This window comes from Streptomyces sp. NPDC093544, from assembly GCF_040683495.1.
Classification (GTDB): domain Bacteria; phylum Actinomycetota; class Actinomycetes; order Streptomycetales; family Streptomycetaceae; genus Streptomyces.
Map to the genome: position 1 here is coordinate 290,391 of NZ_JBFBEA010000008.1, position 18,598 is coordinate 308,988.

Here is an 18,598-nt window from a genome sequence, read left to right on the forward strand (position 1 = left end):
TACTTCCGGGAAAGGTGTGAGCCCGGTGCGCAGCGAGGGATGAGCATGGTCAAGGTGCAAGGCCCCACGGACGAGTTGGTCGCCGGAAGATACCGTCTTCTGGGGGTCGTCCACCGGGAGGAGGGCCGCGTCGGCTGGCACGGTCAGGATGTCGAGTTCGGGCGTCCGGTCGCCTTGACGCGGTCGCGGCTCCCCGACCATCTGCGCGAACGGGCGGGGCACCGTACCGCTGCCCGGATCCTGCGCGAGACCGAGCGCATGGGGCTGGTCTGCCCCGGCAAGGTGCCCACCGTCGTCGACGTGATCGAGGACAACGGCTTCCTGTGGACGGTCACCGAGCGGCCGGCGGGCGCAGCGCTGAGCGAGATCCTCGGAAACGGTCCCTTGAACTACGTCCGGACGGCCCGCATCGGGCTCGGCCTTCTCGATGTCATCTCCGCGGCCCATCGGCACGGGCAGACACACGGCGACCTCAGCCCCGGGCAGGTCTGCGTGGACCAGCAGGGCGGCGTCATGGTGAGCGGCTTCGGCCTGATGGGGGACACCTCCTCGCCGCGCGTCACCGCACCGTCGTACGCCGCCCCGGAGCAGGCACGCGGCGAGAGCACCGGACCGGCGGCTGATCTGTGGGCGCTGGGCGCGATCATGTACGCGATGGTCGAGGGGCGGCCGGCCATCCGGGAGCGGGGAGGGCTCGTCGCCACGCTACGTGCCGTTGAACGGCTCCCCATCCGGCAACCACAGAGCGCGGGACCGCTCAGCCCCGCCATCCAGGGACTCCTGCGCAGGGATCACCTCGAACGGGTGCCCGAGCCTGTGGTGCGCGAGGCCCTGACACGCATCCTCAAACAGGACCCCGACGACTCGACGTCCACCGTGGTCCTGCCCGTCTTCCGGGACACCGGCGCCGGGGCCCGGCGGGCGGGGCGGACCTGGCGTGGACGCCCTGTCGGTCGGCCGGTTCTGGTGGGCGGGGCGCTTACCGTCACTGTCGTCTGCTTCGCGGTGCTCGCCGCGGCGGGCGGTTTGCCCGAAGGGGACGACTCGGCGTCCGGACCCGCACCTTCGCCGACCGCTTCCGCTCCCGCGCCTTCGCCGTCGGCTTCCGGCAGCCCGTCCGCGACGCCCACCGGTACGGCCACCAGCCCCCAGAAGCCATTGCCGACCCCGACCTCGCCCTCCCCCACCGCCAAAGAGACACCGTCGTCCAGCTTCTCCACGTACAACTCGCCCGAGGGCTTCTCCATCGACCTCCCCAAGGGCTGGGAACCCCTGCGGACCGACAGAACCGACGACCGCTCCTACCGGGTCACCTTCGGCGCGAGCGCAGATCCCCGCACACTCGCCGTCACCTACAGCACCCAGCTCGGCCCTGACCCCGTCAAGGTCTGGGCGGACTTGGAGCCGTCGCTGCGGAGCGACTCCGTCGACTACGAGCGCGTGGGTGACATCCGGGCCGTGGACTACCGCGGCTACGAGGGCGCCGACATGGAGTGGTTCTCCGTGTCCGACGGGGTCCGTGAGCGCACGCTCGGCCGGGGTTTCCTCATCGGCGGCAGCCGGGGCTACTCACTGCGCTGGACGACCCCGGCCGACGACTGGGACGACGCCGCCAATCAGGAGGCGCTGGACATCTTCTTCAAGTCCTTCAAGGAAGCGTCCGAGTGACGCGGTGAGCCGACGCGGGGCGTGACTCATCTCCGTGCTGCGGGGCCGAGGCCATCGGGTCTTCGCTGCGCCAGCCACAGGGCGACCGCCTCGGCGATGGGCTGGCCCGTCTCCAGTTCCACGAAGCCGAACTGACCGCCCTGGTTACCCTCCAGGAACCACCAGACGCCCTCCTTGTCCTCCGCGAAGTCGAAGGCGGCGTAGGCGAGTCCGGCGGAGGACAGGTACTCGTGGACGGCGCGGGCGATGCGGCCCGGCACCGCGACGGGCTCCCAGGCGTGTCCGGTGTCACCGAAACGCCCGTCGATCTGTTCGGGCTCGGCGGTCTTGCGGGCGGCGAACAGCCGGGAGCCGACCGAGGTGAGCCGGATGTCGGCGCGCTTGGGAATGTACTGCTGGAGCAGTGCGGGCCCGGCCGCGACGCCGGAGAAGTCCGTGTCGGGGCCGATCAGTGTGGTCGGCAGGGCCACCGGAGGATCGCCGGGCGGCGGCCCCGAGGCCGACTTGACGACCACGTCGCGATACTCCTCGACGAACTGCTTCGCGACGCGTGGAGCGGTCGTGATGATGGTGGGCGGCACCGCGAAGCCACTGGTGTGCGCGATCCGCAACTGCCAGGGCTTGTGCCTGGCCTGCTCGGCGCTGCGCGGGTGGTTCATCCAACGGGTTGAAGCGGAGTAGAGCATTCCGAACAGGGCCTGCCGGGTCTCGGCGGTGAGCCACGGCGAGGGATCGGCGGCGTGCGCCGCCGGCTCGCCCGGCCTGCGCACCCAAACGGAGCGCAGGCCTCCCATGCTGAGCACATGGCCGTTGACCGACAGATAACCGTCGAAGTCACCGTGGGCGTAGTCGGCGGACAGCACTGCTTTGCCCGGCACGTCGGCGGGATCCAGGCGCACCATGGGCACGCCCTGTTCGTGCAGCTTGGCCACCACCATGTCGGCGGTGACGTCCTGCTCAGCTGTGAGAATGAGTACCGTCATGCGCGCGGGCTGCCGTCAGTCGTCGAAGTGTGTCTGGGATCCGGCGGTGGACGTCGTGGTTCCCGAGGCCAGGAGGAGCGCACGATCGCTGACGGCCGGTCGGCCGTCGGGCAGCACGTTCAGTTGGAGTGATACGTCGAAATGGTACGCGGCTGTCACGGCCGACTGCCCCGTAGGCAGGGCGTAGTTGAGTGTGAACGGTCGCACGAAAGATCCTCCCGCGGTCTCACGATGCTCTACGCCCACCCGTACGTTTCGCGACCGTAAGGAATTCATCACTTTCCGCCACATCGGGGTGAAGGTCATCACATCGCGTCGTTTCCGGCTTGCTCGTTTCGGTTTTACTTCTGTGTCCGCTTGTTTCCGTTTTACTCGTACCTCTGCTTGCTGACAGGCTGAAGCTTCGGCCAAAGCTTCATCCTCAGTGATCTAAACGCCGTACTTACCCAGGAGAGTTCCCGGTGACCGTAGCCATTGCTCCGTCCGAAGAATCCGCCCTGCGCCTCGACGCTCCGAACCCCGAAGTGACGCGTGACGCACGCGACTTCGGCGCCTACGCGCGGACCGGCGGCTGGAGCTTCGCCCTGAAGGTGGCGCGCAGCGTGCGTCCCGGCGGGCAGTCCGCGGACGAGACACCGAAGGTCTCCGCGAAGGAGTTCGCCGAGCTGGCTGAATGCTCACCCGAGCGCGTCATGCGCTACTACAAGGCGTGGGACAAAGCAGCCGACGACGGTCTCGTCCCGCACTTCGAGGGGCTTGCCCCGGGCGAGGACATCGAGCTGCCGGACGCCGACGTGTGGCACACGTACTACGTCTCCCGCTCCAGCGCCACATCCGAGCGCGGCGCCGCCATCGCGGAGGCCGCCCAGGCCGAGGGCATCCGGCCCACCAAGGCGCTTGAGGTCGCCGAGAACCCCACCGCGCTGCGGGCCGCGATCCTCGCCGACCCCTCCACCGCCCAGGCCGCCCGGCACGCGCTCCTGGACCGGCTGAAGGAGGACCCGGCGCTCCAGACCGAGCTGGCCCGGGACATCGCCCGCACCGACGACCTCAAGAAGGCGGTCGCCACCGAGACCAGGGCGGCCGACCGGATCGGCTATGTGCGCCAGATCGCGGAGAAGGGCCAGATCAGGACCCCGGCCGGGCAGACCCTGGACGCGCCGGCCGAACTACGCTCCGAGGCCGAACGGCACCTGTCCCTCCTCGACGAGCTGGACGAGGGCGAGGACACCGGCGAGTGGGCGACCGAGGCCTACGACACCATGAAGAACATGGTGGTCGAGACCGTGCAGGCCGACCCCGAACTGCGCGTCCAGGAGCGCCGGACGAAGTTCTACAGCAGCCTGCAAAAGGCCACGAAGGTGTTCGAGGAGCTCACCTTCGACGACGCCGACGACATCTACGAGGACGACATGGTGCAGCGCCTGGAGAAGCTCCAGCAGGCGATCGGCTCATGCATCGCGGCTCTGCGGAGCGCGGCTCCCCAGCAGTGAGTTGCGCCCGTGGCCCCGCGAGAGAGGTCCGTTCTCGCGGGGCTGCGGGGATCACTGAGGCAGGTCGGCCGGGTCGGTCGCCCATCGGATGTTGGGCTGTTCGGCGAGTCGGAAGGTGAGCGTGCCTCCCTTCGTCGTCAGGCCGGCGCCGGTCCAGGAGCGTTGCGCGGGGCGCCCGTTGACCCGTACGGCGTCGATGTACGGGTGCGTGGCATCGGCTCCGGGTGCGCTGATGGTGATGTCCGTTCCGCCCGGCCGGTCCACGACCGCGCTCGGGAAGAGCGGGGCGCCCAGCAACATCGAGGCACTGCCCGGGGTTTGGGGATACAGGCCCAGGGCGGAGAAGACGTACCAGGCGGACATCGTGCCGAGGTCGTCGTTGCCGGGCAGGCCCGAAGGGCCGGTGCCGTAGACCGTGTCGATGATTTCGCGCACGGTCTCCTGGGTCTTCCAGGGCTGCCCCAGGGCGTTGTAGAGCCAGGGTGCGTGGATGCCGGGTTCGTTGGTGGGGTCGTAGCGCAGCGGGTCGCCGCCCCGGACCGACCAGGAACCGTCCGCCTTGTGGAAGAAGCCGTCCAGGCGGGCGGCGGCTTCGTCACGGCCTCCCATGGCCGTCGCCAGCCCCTGCACATCCTGCGGGACCATCCAGGTGTATGTGGCGCTGGTGCCCTGCGCGAACCCGAGGTCGCTTCCCGGGGTGAACGGAGTCACCCAGGAGCCGTCGAGCCTGCGTGCCTGGATGTAGCCGGCGTCGGCCGTGGCGGCGGGGTTGAAGACGTTGCCCCAGTAGGCACCCCGCTCGGTGAACACGGCGGCCTCTTGGTCCCGGCCCAGCAGCGTCGCCCAGTTCGCCAGCGCGGAGTCGGCCCCCGCGTCCTCCAGCGTCTCGGCGGCGCCGCCCCAGCAGTGGCACACGTCCTGGGCGGCGTAGTGCGAGGTCAAGTACTGCGCGAGGTTGGGGCGTTGACCCACGCACTGGCCGGGACAGCCCGCGTCAGACAGACCGTCGGGGTGGGGCACGGTGGCCTGCCGGACGAGTGAGTCGAAGGCTCCCTCGTAGTCGAAGTTACGCACGCCCATGGCGTAGAAGGTGGCCAGCGTCGCCGCGGAGGGATCGCCCGTCATGACGTGGGTGGCCCCGCTGATGTGCACCCAGCGGTCCCAGACTCCGTTGTTCTGCTGCGCGAAGTTGTAGAGGGACTGCGCGAAGTCGCCCGCGATCTTCGGTTTCAGCAGGGCGAGGAGTTGGATCTGGGCTCTGTACTGGTCCCAGCCCGAGAAGTTGCTGTACTGCGCCTGCTGACCGCGGGCCAGGCGGTGCACCGCGCCGTCCATGCCGTAGTACCGGCCGTCGCGGTCGCTGATCAGGTTGGGCTGCATGAGGGAGTGGTAGAGCGCCGTGTAGAAGGTGGTGCGCTGGGCCGAACTGCCGCCGCCCACGCGGACGGTGCTCAGTTCGCGGTCCCAGGCGCGGGCGCCCGCGTCGGCCACCTCCGCGACGCTCGCATGCGGCGCGATCTCCCCGCGGAGGTTGTCCTCGGCGCCGTCGAGACTGACGTACGAGATACCGACCCGCATGTGGACATCGTTGTCGGAGCTCGTGTCGAAGCCGACGTAACCGCCGGATCCGCGTCCTGCGCGGTCCGCTCCGGTGGCGTACCCCTCCCCGCCCGAGGCGGCGGTCGAGCCCGCGGACAGCGTGCCGTCCTTCCAGGTGCCGACCGAGGAGAAGGCGCGGTCGAAGGACGCGCTGAAGTACAGCTTGTAATAGCTCTTGCGGTTGTTCGTGCCGCCGTTGGCACGGCGGCCGCAGAACGCGCCGGTGAGCACCCAGCCGGTCACCTTGCGGTGAGCGGTGTCGATCTCGACGTGCGCGTCCTCGCTGCCGTTGAGGGAGTTGGAGACACGGAAGAGCAGGTTGGCGGGGCTGCCGCTCGGGAAGGTGAAGTCGGCGACGCCGGCTCGCTCGCTGACGGCCAGGTCGGCGGTCGCACCGGACTTGAGGCCGAGCGTGTAGCGCCCGGGTACCGCCTTCTCCTCGGCGTGCGTGAAGTCGGCGGCGTAGACCGCGTCCCTGATGTCCGCGGAGGGCGAGGACGTGACATCACCGACGAACGGCATGATCGGTACGTCGCCGGCGGCGCCCGGGTTGCAGCCCGCGCCGTTGACATGGGTGAGGCTCAGACCTCGGATGCGGGTCGTGTCGTACTGGTAGCCGTTTGCGGCGCCCGTGCTGGTCTGGTCGCCGGTGGTGCTGGTCGGGGACCAGGCGACCATCCCGTACGGGAGGGTGGCGCCGGGGTAGGTGTTGCCGCCGTTGGACGAACCGATCAGCGGGTCGACGTAGGAGACGGGCCGGTCGGTGAGAACGGCCGAGTCGGCCGGGAACGGGAGGGCCAGGGCGAGGGCGCTGGTCGCGACCACGGCGGCGGACCGGGTGCCGAACCGTCTTGCTCTGCACAGCCATTGGGGGCGCATGCGTTGGTCACCTTCCGGCAGGTAGGGGCGGGCCAGGATGGGCGCGAGGATAGGTGGCTGCCGAGAGGGCGGGAAGTGGCGCGCGCGTCCGGCTGATGAAGGCGGGGTGAATGCGCTCCGGCCCGGACGACGCGAGGGGCGTCTTCCAGGAAAGGGCGCCTCGCGAAGTGAGTAGGCGTACCCATGTCCCCGGTCTCGCGCTCCCGCAACATGGGGCGACCTGGACCAAAGAGCCCGCCGATGCCCGGAGTTCACCTAGCCTCGCCCGTTCATCGCCCGACGAAGGAGGCCTTGCCGACGCTCGACGAACCCACGTCGGAACGCACCCCGCGGAGGACCCTCCCGGTCGCGCTCGTGGTGATCGTCGTCGCGGGCCTGACCGTCTCCTCCTGGCACCCGCACGACCCTACGAACTGGTTCCTGGAACCCGTATGGGTGCTGATCGGGCTGCCGTAGGGCTTCGTGCCCGCCGTCCTGGTGCGCGAACTGCTGAGCCGGACCTCACCGCTGCGCGCTGATCGGGGCGCCCGTCTCGGTGCTGGTGCTGAGCCCGCATGTATGACAGGCAGTTGGGTGCGCTCTCAAAGGCTCGCCAAGGGGGCGGGATCACCCCATGGGGGGTGAATAGCGGTCCAGGGCCCGGGAGTCAGGCCCAGACCGGTCACCCCCTTGGCCTTACAGCCCCTACCAGCGCCCCTCCACCTGCTCCTTGATCCGCCGCTCGTAGAGGTCCTCGATCGCGTCGAGGGTCTTCTGCGGCAGCTCGGGCAGCTTCGCCGCCGCCGCGTTGGCGCGAGCCTGCTCAGGGTTGCGGGCGCCCGGGATCACGGTGGTCACGCCGGGCTGCTGGATGATCCAGCGCAGCGCCAGCTGAGCGGGGGTGGAGCCCTCCGGGGCGAGGGCGGAGAACTCGACTGCCGCCTCGACGCCGGTCACGAAGTCGACGCCGGAGAAAGTCTCGCCCTGGTCGAAGGACTCTCCGTGGCGGTTGTACGTGCGGTGGTCGTTCGCCGCGAAGACCGTGTCTTTGGTGTACTTGCCGGAGAGCAGGCCGGAGGCCAGCGGAACACGGGCGATGACCGCGACGCCCGCCTCCTGCGCCGCCGGGAGCACCTGGCGCAGGGGCTTCAGCCGGAACGGGTTGAGGATGATCTGGACGCTCGCCACGTTGGGGCGGGCGATCGCCGTCAGCGCCTCGTCGCTCGTCTCGACACTCACGCCGTACGCGGCGATCCGCTCCTCCTCGACCAGGGTGTCGAGGGCGTCGAACACCTCGTCGGAGGAGTAGACCGGCGTCGGCGGGCAGTGCAGCTGCACCAGGTCGAGGCGGTCGACCCCGAGGTTGCGCCGGGAACGGTCGTTCCAGGCGCGGAAGTTGTCGAGGACGTAGTTCTCCGGGATCTGGTCGACGCGGCGCCCCATCTTGGTCCCGACCAGGACATGCAGGTCCGGCCTGCCGCGCAGGAACGTCGCGATCGTCTGCTCGCTCCGCCCGTCGCCGTACACGTCGGCTGTGTCGAAGAAGGTGACCCCCGACTCGGCCGCCGCCTCCAGCACGGCCAGGGCGTCCTGATCACTCACGTCGCCCCAGTCCGCGCCCAACTGCCACGTGCCGAGACCGATGACCGAAGCCTGCTGACCTGACCTGCCGAATACGCGCTCGTCCATGCCGTCAGTCTGGCACCTCCCCGGCCGCGCGCAGGACGCCACCCGACCGGCCACGCCTGTGCGGACGCAAAGAATCCGCTGTGAGGTCGATCACTCGAAGGGGTGAAGCCCTTCGAAAGAAGAGCTTAATCGTGTCAACTCCCGCCCAGCGTAAAAGATATGACCGACCATTTAAGAAGTGAAGAACCCTCGGCCTGGTCGCGCCGGGGATTCCTGCTGACCGCCGCCGCACTCGCCGCCGCATCACAGGTCGTGGTCCAGGGCCGTGCCGAGGCGGCCGCCGATCTGCCCGGGTTCCCCGAAGGGGTCGAGGTCTACCAGTCGGCGTACCGCAACTGGGTCGGTGAGATCACCGCCGTCGGACTGTGGGCCTGTGCGCCCCGCGCGGCGGACCAGGTCGTCCAGGTGGTCAACTGGGCCTGAAAGCAGGGCTGGACGGTGCGCGCGCGGGGCTGCTCGCACGGCTGATCGCCGTTGACGATCCCCGAGGGGACCGAGGCCGGCGCACCCGTACTGCTGGTCGACACGGTGCCCGGCCTCACCGGTCTCTCGCTGGAGTCCACCGGCCCCGCCGCCGTCCGGGCCGGCGCGGGCGTCACCCTCCAAACGCTCCTCGCCTTCCTGGAGGACCGCGGGCTCGGGCTCACCGCGACGCCCGCACCCGGCGACCTGACGCTCGGCGGCGCGCTGGCCGTCGACGCCCACGGCACGGCGGTTCCGGCCGCCGGCGAGACCCGGCTGCCCGGACACACGTACGGCTCGCTCAGCAATCTCGTGCTGGCGCTGACGGCAGTGGTCTGGGACGCGGACAGTGACGCCTATGTGCTGCGCACCTACGAGCGCGACGACGCCGACGGCGCGGCACTCCTCGCGCATCTGGGCCGCGCCCTGATCACCGAGGTCGTGCTGCGCGCGGGGGTGAACACCAACCTGCGCTGCGTCAGCCGTACCGACATCCCCGCCGCCGAGTTGTTCGCGGCGCCGGGCGGCAGCGATGACGCACGTACCTTCGCGAGTTTCCTGGACAAGTCGGGGCGGGCGGAGGCGATCTCGTTCGCGTTCACCGAGTTCCCCTGGCTGAAGGTGTGGAGCGTCGCCCCCACCAAGCCGCTGACCTCGCGGCGGGTGACGTCGCCGTACAACTACCCCTTCTCGGACAACGTCCCCACGGTCGTGGCCGACCTCGCCGGACGGATCGTGTCCGACGCGGCCTGGTATCTGGCTCCGGTCCTGGGCACCGCGCAGTTCACCGCGGCCTCCCTGGGACTGACCGCCACGCTGTCCCGTGACATCTGGGGGCCGTCCAAGAACACGCTGCTCTACATCAAGCCCACCACCCTGCGGGTGACCGCCAACGGCTATGCCGTGCTCACCTCGCGGCCCGAAGTGCAGCGTGTCGTCGCGGAGTTCACCACCTTCTTCCGCGAACGGCTGACGGCGTACGCGGCCCGGGGCAGTTTCCCCGTCAACGGCCAGGTCGAGATCCGGGTGACCGGCCTCGACGACCCGTCCCACGTCGAGCAGGCCGGCGCCCGCGCCCCGCTGCTGTCCGCGCTGCGGCCCCGCGCGGATCACCCCGAGTGGGACACCGCCGTATGGCTGGACGTCCTGACCCTGCCCGGCACCCCTGACTCGGCGGCGTTCTACCGGGAGTTGGAGCACTTCCTGCTCACGGCGTACGACGGCGGGTACGCCCTCACCCGCGTCGAGTGGTCCAAGGGCTGGGCCTACACGGACGAGGCCGCGTGGTCCGATCAGCAGGTGCTGGGCTCCGCAGTGCCCGCCTCCTTCGACGACGGCGAAGGACCGGACTGGGAGCGGACGGCCGAGGTGCTGGACCGGCTCGACCCCCACCGGGTGTACGACAACGCCTTCCTCAGGCAGTTGTTCCCGTGACTCCGGGCGTCTGCTGGTCCGGCGTCCGCGAGCCCTGGAGCAGCCAGCGGGCAAGGACCGCCAGGAGCCACCAGTACTTGGCGGCCGTGGGCGAGGCGAAGGCCACCGGGATCGAGGTGGCGAAGACGCCCAGCGTCGACAGACTGCGCCAGAGGGAGTCCTTGACGCGACCGGGCTCCGTGTCCGGCACGGCGAGCGACGGCCGCGCGAGCAGACGGGCGGTCAACGCGGCGAGCAGCCCGAGGGCGAGCGCGATCGTCGCGGCGTAGAACGCGGTGGCCGCGGTCGTCCCGCCGTACTCGCTGATGAGCCGTGTGGGGAACGGAAGCGCGGCGACCACGGCGAGCAGGGCGAGATAGAGGTTGAGCAGCCAGCGGTCGAGGGTCGCGACCATGCGGAACAACGCGTGCTGTGCCAGCCAGAGCGCGCCGATCACGGCGAAACTCAGCAGGTACGCGCCCATCTTGGGCACGGCGTCCTGCAACGCCGCACCGACCTCGGAGTGGGCCAGTCCTTCGGGCACGGTGACGTCGAGGGCCAGCAGGGTGATGGCGATCGCGAACACCGCGTCGCCGAAGAAGAGGAGCCGTTCCGGACCGATCACGGTTTCGCGGCGCGGGAGCTGGAGCGTGCGGTTCTTCATGGGGCAGCACCACTGGGAGTCGTTGGTGGGTGGGCGAGCTGACATGAGCGAGGCGGAGTCGCGCCCGGGCGCGAGGTGACGACCTCGGTGAGGTCATGAAATACCACGGGCGACTGTGAATCGTTCAACTCCTTGCGCCTGGACTCCGCTTCAAGGCCCCCTTATTTCACATCTTGATTTTACGTCTTGACGTGTCTGGACCAGACCAATAGGTTCACCGATCACCAGCGTCCCACGAATACGCCCATCGTTCATGGACGTGAACCCCCCACTCATCAGCCACCTTGAAGGGCTGTGATCGCTGTGATGTCCAGACGATCCCTCGTGCACTCCACCGCGCTACGCACCGCACTCGCCACGGCAGTGCTCGCTCTCTCGGCCAGTGCCCTCAGCGCCGCACCCGCCGCTGCCGCCACCGGAACCATCACCGGCCTCGGAGGCAAGTGCCTGGACGTCGCCGGGGCAAGTTCCACCAACGGCACAGCCGTACAGATCTACGACTGCAACGGCACCGCCGCCCAGCAGTGGACGCGCGGCTCCGACGGGACCATACGGGCCCTCGGCAAGTGTCTTGACGTCACCGGCAACTCGACCACGGACGGCGCCAAGCTTCAGCTGTGGGACTGCGCAGGCAGCACCAATCAGAAGTGGACGGTCTCCTCGGCCGGCGCCATCATCGGTACCCAGTCCAACAAGTGCGCCGACGTCACGGGCAACACCTCGGCCAACGCCACCCCGGTCCAGATCTGGACGTGTGGCGGCTCCGCCAACCAGAAGTGGACCGCGCCCGCCGCCGACGGGGGCACGACCCCGCCTCCCACCACCTCCGCGCCGATGGCCGTCGCCCCGTACATCTACAACGGCTGGGGCAGCCCGCCCAGCCCCACCACGGTCATGAACGCCACCGGCGTCAAGTGGTTCACGCTGGCCTTCGTCCTCAGCAACGGCTACTGCAACCCGCAGTGGGACGGCGGCCGCGCGCTGACCGGTGGCGTCGACCAGACGACCATCAACACCGTGCGCGCGGGCGGCGGCGACGTCATCCCGTCGTTCGGCGGCTACAGCGGCAACAAGCTGGAGAGTTCCTGCTCCAGCGCCAGTGAACTGGCCGCCGCGTACCAGAAGGTCATCACCGCCTACGGGCTCAAGGCCATCGACATCGACATCGAGGCCGACGCCTACAGCAACACGACGGTCCAGCAGCGCACCGTGGACGCGCTCAAGACCGTCAAGGCCAACAACCCGGGCATCAAGGTGTACGTCACCATCGGCACCGGGCAGAGCGGCCCCGACACGGGCCTCATCAACCGGGCCGCGTCGTCCGGTCTCACCGTGGACGGCTGGACGATCATGCCGTTCGACTTCGGCGGAGCCGGCCAGAACATGGGCACGCTCACCCTTCAGGCGGCCGAGGGCCTCAAGACGGCACTCAAGAACGCCTACGGATACACCGACGACCAGGCGTACCGGGGCATGGGCATCTCGTCCATGAACGGAATCACCGACGTCAACGAGACGGTCACCCCCGCCAACTTCGAGACGATCCTCGCCTATGCGCAGCAGCACCACCTGGCGCGGCTGACGTTCTGGTCGGTCAACCGCGACCGTCCCTGCTCCGGCAGCTACCCGAACGACGACACGTGCTCGGGTGTGTCCCAGACGGCCTGGCAGTTCACCAGCATCTTCGCCAGGTACACCGGCTGACGGACCCCGTCCGCGCCCCCTGTTCCAACCCCCTTTCCACCCCCCACCCTCTTCAGGAGAAGTCGTGCTCAGACGCAGCACAGAGTCCGGCCGCCGCCGGATACCGAAACTGGTGATCGCGGTCGCCCTCATGGCGAGCACGGTCACCGGAATCACGATCGCCTCGCAGGACAAGGCGGTCGCGGCGGCCGCCGCGCTGCCCACCGGGTTGGCCACCGTCGTGAACGGCGGCAGCGGCAAGTGTCTGGACGCCGCTTCCGCCGGAACGGCGAACGGCACCGCGGTGCAGCAGTACACGTGCAACAGTTCCACGGCCCAGCAGTGGACTCTCACCACCACCAGCGACGGCTACGTGCGGATCAACAACGGCAACGCCGCCAACCAGGTCGTCGACGTGAGCGACAACTCCACCGTCGACAACGCCCTCGTCCACCTGTGGGCGTACGGCGGCGGCAACAACCAGCAGTGGCTGCCCGTCGACGAAGGCGCAGGCAACTACCACTTCGTCAACCGGAACAGCGGCAAGTGCCTGGACGTGCCGAGCGCGTCGACCGCTGACAGCGTGCAGCTGGTGCAGTACACGTGCAACGGTTCGGCGGCCCAGCGGTTCCAGGTGGCGGCCGTGACCCCGCCGCCGTCCAACGGAGTCGACCTCGGCGCGAACGTGGTCGTGTTCGACCCGTCGATGTCGGCGTCGACCATCCAGACCCGGCTGAACACCATCTTCCAGCAGCAGCAGACGAACCAGTTCGGTTCCCAGCGCTACGCCGTCATGTTCAAGCCGGGCACCTACAGCGCCGACGTCAACGTCGGCTTCTACACGCAGGTCCTCGGCCTGGGCCTGTCCCCGGACTCGGTGACGATCAACGGCGCGGTGCACGCCGAGGCCGACTGGTTCCAGGGCAACGCCACCCAGAACTTCTGGCGCGGCGCCGAGAACCTCTCGGTCAACCCGACGAGCGGTACCGACCGTTGGGCCGTTTCCCAGGCCTCGTCCTACCGCCGGATGCACGTACGCGGCAACCTCGCCCTGGACGACGGCGGCTGGTCCAGCGGCGGCTACATGGCCGACACCAAGATCGACGGCCAGGTGAACTCCGGCAGCCAGCAGCAGTGGCTGACGCGCAACTCGCAGCTCGGCAGCTGGACCGGCTCCAACTGGAACATGGTTTTCGTCGGCAGCCAGGGTGTGCCGGCCAACAGCTTCCCCAGCCCGCCGTACACCACGGTGGCGCAGAGCCCGACCACGCGTGAGAAGCCGTTCCTGTACGTCGACAGCGCGGGCAACTACCAGGTCTTCGTGCCGAGTACGCGGACGAACTCCACGGGAACCAGCTGGGCGAGCGGCAGCACCGCCGGGAGCTCGCTCCCGATCGACCAGTTCTACATCGTCAAGGCGGGCTCGACCGCCTCGCAGATCAACGCCGCACTGGCCGCGGGCAAGAACCTCCTGGTCACTCCCGGCGTCTACCACCTGGACCAGACCCTGCAGGTGAACCGCGCGGACACGGTCATCCTCGGCCTGGGCCTCGCCACCTTCATTCCTGACAACGGCATCACCGCGATGAAGGTCGCCGACGTCGACGGAGTCAAGATCGCGGGCGTTCTCTTCGACGCGGGCACGACCAACTCCCCGACGCTGCTGGAGGTCGGCCCGACCGGCGCCACCGCCACGCACACCACCAACCCGACCTCCCTGCACGACGTGTACTTCCGCGTCGGTGGAGCGGCTGTGGGCAAGGCGACCACCAGCCTCGTCGTCAACAGCGACAACGTCATCGGCGACCACATGTGGATCTGGCGCGCCGACCACGGAACCGGGGTCGGCTGGACCACCAACACGGCGGATACCGGGCTCATCGTGAACGGCGACAACGTCACGATGTACGGCCTGTTCGTCGAGCATTACCAGAAGTATCAGACCATCTGGAACGGCAACGGCGGCAAAACGTACTTCTACCAGAACGAGATGCCGTACGACCCGCCCAACCAGGCCTCCTGGATGAACGGTTCGACACAGGGCTACGCCGCCTACAAGGTCGCCGACTCCGTCACCAGTCATCAGGCGTGGGGGCTCGGCAGCTACTGCTACTTCAACGTCAACTCGGCGGTCGCGGCCGAGAGAGCCTACGAGGTGCCGAGTAACGGCGGCACACGCCTGACGAACATGGTGACCGTCTCCCTGGGCGGCGTGGGCACGATCCGGCATGTCGTCAACAGCAACGGCGGCCCGTCCAACTCCTCGACCAACGTTGCCAACCTCGTCAGTTACCCGTAACACGTTCGGAAAGGATCGTCCATGCGCATCAGCAGTTCCGGTCCGGCACGTGCGGCCCTGAAGGTTCTCGTCCTGCTGGCGACGTTGCTCGGCCTGGCGGCACCACCCGCCGCTCAAGCGAGCACCGCCCCCGAGGCGGGCGTCGCCGCAGCCCCGTTCAAGGTGCTCGCCCTCTACACGGGCACCTGGGACGCCGCTCACATCGACTTCGTCAAGGAGGCGAACGTCTGGTTCCCCCAGCAGGCGGCGGCGAACGGCTTCACCTACACCTCCAGCAACAACTGGGACCTGCTCGCCAACGGCGGCGTCAACGCGTACCAGGTCGTGCTGTTCCTCGACGACCTGCCGCAGAGCGCCGCCCAGCGGACGGGGTTCGAGACGTACATGCGGGGTGGCGGCGCCTGGCTGGGCTTCCATGTCTCGGCCTTCACGACCAATGCGTCGGCGTGGCCCTGGTACCACAACACGTTCCTCGGCAGCGGTAACTTCTCGACGAACACCTGGGGACCGACCTCCGAGGTTCTGAAGGTGGAGGACCGTACGCACGCGGCCACCAAGAACCTGCCGGCGACTTTCACCTCGTCGGTCAGTGAGTGGTACAGCTGGTCCAACAACCTTCGGGCGAACGCGAACATCAAGGTCCTGGCCTCGCTCGACGCCAGCACCTTCCCGGTGGGAACCGATCCGGCCCAGACCTGGTACAGCGGCGATTACCCCATCGTGTGGACCAACACGCAGTACAAGATGCTGTACGCGAACTTCGGGCACAACGCGATGAACTACGACACCAACACGCGGCTGTCCTCGACGTTCGGGAGTGCGACGCAGAACCAGCTCGTGCTTGACGGGCTGAAGTGGCTCGGCGGGGCCACCACCACGACCCCGCCGACGGACTCGGTCTCCGAGACCGCCTGGTACTCGCTGACCAACGCCGGCAACGGCACCTGTGTGGACGCCCGTTCGGCCGCCACGGCGAACGGAACCGCGATCCAGCAGTACGCCTGCAACGGCACGCAGGCGCAGCAGTTCCAGTTCCGCTCGACCGACAGCGGCTACCGGCAGGCCGGGATCCGCACCAGTCCACAACAGGTCATCGACGTGAGCGGCGTCTCGACTGCCGACAACGCGGCGCTCCAGCTGTGGACTTACTCGAGCGGCCAGAACCAGCAGTGGCTTCCGGTGAAGGAAAGCACCGGGCGCTACCACTTCACGGCGCGCCACAGCGGTAAGTGCCTGACTGCGGCAACCGCCGCGACGAACAGCGTGCAGCTCACCCAGCTCACCTGCAACGGCTCCACCGCGCAGAGCTTCACGCTCACCGCACAGCCCTGACCGATCAGCACACCGGTGCCCCCGTCGCTCACCAGCGGCGGGGGCACCGTCATGACCTAGCTTGCGAGGAGGGCGACTTCGGTGCCACCGAGCAGGAAGGCGCCGACACCGAAGTTCGCGGTGGAGTCGTAGGTGATGGGCTGGCTGGACTCCGGGCGGTCGCCGACGTTCTGGACGTACCCCAGGAAGCCGTCGGCGTGTACGGCGGTGGCGACCATGCCGTTCCAGGCCCGGGCGGCAACCGGGAGATAGGTGGCGCGGTCGACGAGACCGGCGGCGACCGCGTAGGCCGTGCCGTAGAGGAAGAAGGACGTGCCGCTGGTCTCGGGGCCGGGCAGATGGGCGGCGTCGGCGAGGTTGACGTTCCAGAAGCCGTCGGTGCGCTGGATGCCGGGCAGGGCTGTGACCAGCCGGGTCAGGGTGTCGCGGTACTCGGCGGTGTGCCGCTCGGTGGACGGGAGGGCCTTGAGGGTTTTGACGTGTCCTCCCGTCACCCATCCGTTGCCGCGCGACCACACGACCGGCTTGCCCGCGGGAGACAGGATCCCGCCAGGCAGGAAGCGTTTGTCGCGGTACCAAAGGCCCGTGCCGGCGACGTACAGGCCGGGACCGCCCTCGATGCGCTTGGTGTGGTTGTACAGGGCGTACAGCTTCTCCCAGTACTGGGAGTCCTGGCGGAGGGCGCCCAGGCGGGCGAAGGGCGGCATGGCCATGTGGAGGGCGTCGTCCCACCACCAGTCGTCGTTCTTGGCGGGCTGATCCGTGTAGACCATGCGGCGCAGGGACGTCTCGATGGCGGTGAGCTTCGCCGCGTCGGGCTCCAGCGCGTACAGGTCGAGGTAGGCCTGTCCAGCGTTGTGGTTGTCGGCGTGGCGGGTGGTCACTCCGCCGCTGAGGCCGTACGCGTGCTTCTCCGCCCAGCTCCGGGCGTAGTTGAGGTAGCGGGCGCTGCCGGTCAGGCGCTGGAGGGCGAGCAGCCCGCTGAAGAACGTGGCGTTGGCCCAGCCGTTGTCGCCGGAGTTCGTGTGGGTGGCGATCCACTGGTCGGCCACGCGCCGCAGGACGGTGGTGATCTCGGCCTTCGACGGCAGCACGGGTGAGGGGGCGGCCGGCGCGGCTTGCGCGGTGCCCGTCAGTGAGGGAACGAGGGCGGCGGAGGCGGTGAGGGCGGCCGCGCCGGAGAGCAGGCGTCGTCTATGCATATGAACAACTCCTACGGATGGGGCTTTCATCCTCGGCTCCCGGGTCACGCGGTGTCCATGGCCCTGCGCCAAGTTGCCGCGCCCTGAAGGGAGTTCCGCTCACCGGCTATGTTCAGAGGGCAGAACGAGGTGACGTGGGGATACCACTCTCCGACCCTGCCGCCACCACGCCATCGCCATGCTTGCGGTAAACGGGAACCGCCCCGTCACGCCAGGTGCCACCCACCCGGGCCAACACGGTCCGTGAGCTATGTTGAGTGCTTGTGGGACACGAAGGAGGCGCATCCGTGCCATCGCCGCAGCAGGCACGCGCGCAGGCATCTGCGATCACCTCGGGGAAGACGGACCCGGAGGTGGGCGCGGCTCCCGCTCCCACGTCCCAGCTCAGAGAACTGTTCGACGGGCCCCGGCTCTCCCCGGGACAGCGCCGCATCGCCCAGTACCTGATCGAACACATCACCGAGGCGGCGTTCCTTTCGATCACCGACCTCGCCGAGCGCGTGGGCGTCAGTCAGCCTTCGGTGACACGTTTCGCCGCGGCGGTCGGCTTCAGCGGTTACCCCGCGCTACGGGAGAAGCTCCAGTCGATCGCACTCAGCACGCTCGGCAGCGCGCCGGGCACGCCGGCGGAGGCCACGAGCAACGAGTTGCAGGCAGCGGTGGACGCCGAGATCCAGAATCTGGAGTACCTGCGGCGGGACTTCGCCGATCCGGACCAGGTGATCCGCATGGGCCGGGAGCTGTCGAAGTCGGCGCCGCTGACCGTGCTGGGGCTGCGGATCTCCGTCTCGCTGGCCGAGTACTTCGCTTACGCCGCGCGGCGGATCCACCCCGATGTGCGGCTGGTGACCCGGGGCGGCAGCGTCGCCTACGACGCGCTGCTCCAGTCCCGCGAGGCGGGCGGCACCTGGGTGCTGGCCTTCGACATGCCCCGGCACGCCCAGGAGACGCTCACCGCTGTGCGGGTGGCGCGCAGCGCGGGCCTGCGGGTGGCCCTGATCACCGACCTGGCGCTCGGCCCGGTGGCCGACGAGGCCGACGTCACCTTCGCCACGGGCACCGGTTCGCGCCTCGTCTTCGACTCCTACGCGGCGCCCGTCGTGATGTCGGCGGCGCTGCTCCAGGCCATGACCGACGACGATCCGGAGCGGACACAGGCCCGCCTGGAGGAGTACGAGCAGGTGGCCGAGCAGCACCAGTTCTTCCTCAAGGACTGAGGCTCCCGGGCAGGTCTGAGGCTTTCCGCGAGCCTG

The 18,598-nt window shown here is 68.9% G+C and carries 13 protein-coding genes and 1 pseudogene; 8 read left to right on the plus strand and 6 right to left on the minus strand.

All coding sequences use genetic code 11. The annotated features are described in order from the left end of the window. Positions 1-45 precede the first annotated feature (45 nt). Positions 46-1,668, plus strand: a complete 1,623-nt coding sequence (locus AB0N66_RS14855; RefSeq protein WP_365433513.1) for a serine/threonine-protein kinase — start codon at positions 46-48, stop codon at positions 1,666-1,668. Positions 1,669-1,694: 26 nt separating this feature from the next. On the opposite strand, the gene tgmB is transcribed toward AB0N66_RS14855, so the two are convergent. Beyond that, positions 1,695-2,651, minus strand: a complete 957-nt coding sequence (tgmB, locus tag AB0N66_RS14860; protein WP_365433516.1) for an ATP-grasp ribosomal peptide maturase — start codon at positions 2,649-2,651, stop codon at positions 1,695-1,697. Positions 2,652-2,666: 15 nt separating this feature from the next. After that, positions 2,667-2,858 carry a putative ATP-grasp-modified RiPP gene (gene tgmA, locus AB0N66_RS14865; protein WP_266837178.1) on the minus strand — a complete coding sequence of 64 codons (192 nt, stop codon included), beginning with the start codon at positions 2,856-2,858 and terminating at the stop codon, positions 2,667-2,669. Between the two features lie 266 nt (positions 2,859-3,124). Between tgmA and AB0N66_RS14870 the strand changes: the two genes are divergently transcribed. After that, positions 3,125-4,144 carry a hypothetical protein gene (locus AB0N66_RS14870; RefSeq protein ID WP_365433664.1) on the plus strand — a complete coding sequence of 340 codons (1,020 nt, stop codon included), beginning with the start codon at positions 3,125-3,127 and terminating at the stop codon, positions 4,142-4,144. Positions 4,145-4,195: 51 nt separating this feature from the next. On the opposite strand, the gene AB0N66_RS14875 is transcribed toward AB0N66_RS14870, so the two are convergent. Further along, positions 4,196-6,622, minus strand: coding sequence for a GH92 family glycosyl hydrolase (locus AB0N66_RS14875; RefSeq protein ID WP_365433520.1), 2,427 nt, complete (start codon positions 6,620-6,622; stop codon positions 4,196-4,198). Between the two features lie 291 nt (positions 6,623-6,913). Here AB0N66_RS14875 and AB0N66_RS14880 point away from each other — a divergent pair, with 291 nt between their 5' ends. Next, complete coding sequence (locus tag AB0N66_RS14880) at positions 6,914-7,078, plus strand: hypothetical protein (RefSeq protein WP_365433685.1); 165 nt, start codon at positions 6,914-6,916, stop codon at positions 7,076-7,078. A 228-nt stretch (positions 7,079-7,306) separates the two neighbouring features. Here the strand turns inward: AB0N66_RS14880 and AB0N66_RS14885 are convergent, their stop codons facing one another. Continuing rightward, positions 7,307-8,290 carry an aldo/keto reductase gene (locus tag AB0N66_RS14885; protein ID WP_365433523.1) on the minus strand — a complete coding sequence of 328 codons (984 nt, stop codon included), beginning with the start codon at positions 8,288-8,290 and terminating at the stop codon, positions 7,307-7,309. Positions 8,291-8,449: 159 nt separating this feature from the next. On the opposite strand from AB0N66_RS14885, the pseudogene AB0N66_RS14890 reads away from it, so the two are divergent. Further along, positions 8,450-10,186 (plus strand): annotated as a pseudogene (locus AB0N66_RS14890) (cholesterol oxidase substrate-binding domain-containing protein). Here AB0N66_RS14890 and AB0N66_RS14895 read toward each other — a convergent pair. After that, positions 10,167-10,829: a TMEM175 family protein gene (locus tag AB0N66_RS14895; protein ID WP_365433526.1), complete on the minus strand. Its 663-nt coding sequence runs from the start codon at positions 10,827-10,829 to the stop codon at positions 10,167-10,169. The pseudogene AB0N66_RS14890 and the gene AB0N66_RS14895 overlap by 20 nt on opposite strands. 306 nt (positions 10,830-11,135) lie before the next feature. Here AB0N66_RS14895 and AB0N66_RS14900 point away from each other — a divergent pair, with 306 nt between their 5' ends. From AB0N66_RS14900 to AB0N66_RS14910, 3 genes are all read left to right on the plus strand, one after another. After that, positions 11,136-12,533: a lectin gene (locus AB0N66_RS14900; RefSeq protein WP_365433529.1), complete on the plus strand. Its 1,398-nt coding sequence runs from the start codon at positions 11,136-11,138 to the stop codon at positions 12,531-12,533. Positions 12,534-12,663: 130 nt separating this feature from the next. Next, the gene (locus AB0N66_RS14905; RefSeq protein WP_365433667.1) at positions 12,664-14,811 is read left to right on the plus strand and encodes an RICIN domain-containing protein; all 2,148 of its coding nucleotides are present in this window, start codon (positions 12,664-12,666) and stop codon (positions 14,809-14,811) included. Positions 14,812-14,832: 21 nt separating this feature from the next. Continuing rightward, entirely contained in the window at positions 14,833-16,143 is a 1,311-nt protein-coding gene (locus tag AB0N66_RS14910; protein WP_365433532.1) for an RICIN domain-containing protein, read from the plus strand. 56 nt (positions 16,144-16,199) lie between these two features. Here AB0N66_RS14910 and AB0N66_RS14915 read toward each other — a convergent pair whose 3' ends face one another. Next, positions 16,200-17,345, minus strand: a complete 1,146-nt coding sequence (locus tag AB0N66_RS14915; RefSeq protein ID WP_365433535.1) for a glycoside hydrolase family 88 protein — start codon at positions 17,343-17,345, stop codon at positions 16,200-16,202. Positions 17,346-17,632: 287 nt separating this feature from the next. Between AB0N66_RS14915 and AB0N66_RS14920 the strand changes: the two genes are divergently transcribed. After that, the gene (locus AB0N66_RS14920) at positions 17,633-18,562 is read left to right on the plus strand and encodes a MurR/RpiR family transcriptional regulator (protein ID WP_365433537.1); all 930 of its coding nucleotides are present in this window, start codon (positions 17,633-17,635) and stop codon (positions 18,560-18,562) included. Positions 18,563-18,598 lie beyond the last annotated feature (36 nt).

Coding starts and splice junctions, on each gene's coding strand:
- AB0N66_RS14875 (WP_365433520.1), bottom strand. CDS start 6,622: ATGCGCCCCCAATGGCTGTGCAGAGCAAGACGGTTCGGCACCCGGTCC.
- AB0N66_RS14855 (WP_365433513.1), top strand. CDS start 46: ATGGTCAAGGTGCAAGGCCCCACGGACGAGTTGGTCGCCGGAAGATAC.
- AB0N66_RS14885 (WP_365433523.1), bottom strand. CDS start 8,290: ATGGACGAGCGCGTATTCGGCAGGTCAGGTCAGCAGGCTTCGGTCATC.
- AB0N66_RS14915 (WP_365433535.1), bottom strand. CDS start 17,345: ATGCATAGACGACGCCTGCTCTCCGGCGCGGCCGCCCTCACCGCCTCC.
- tgmB (WP_365433516.1), bottom strand. CDS start 2,651: ATGACGGTACTCATTCTCACAGCTGAGCAGGACGTCACCGCCGACATG.
- AB0N66_RS14910 (WP_365433532.1), top strand. CDS start 14,833: ATGCGCATCAGCAGTTCCGGTCCGGCACGTGCGGCCCTGAAGGTTCTC.
- AB0N66_RS14895 (WP_365433526.1), bottom strand. CDS start 10,829: ATGAAGAACCGCACGCTCCAGCTCCCGCGCCGCGAAACCGTGATCGGT.
- AB0N66_RS14905 (WP_365433667.1), top strand. CDS start 12,664: ATGGCGAGCACGGTCACCGGAATCACGATCGCCTCGCAGGACAAGGCG.
- AB0N66_RS14900 (WP_365433529.1), top strand. CDS start 11,136: ATGTCCAGACGATCCCTCGTGCACTCCACCGCGCTACGCACCGCACTC.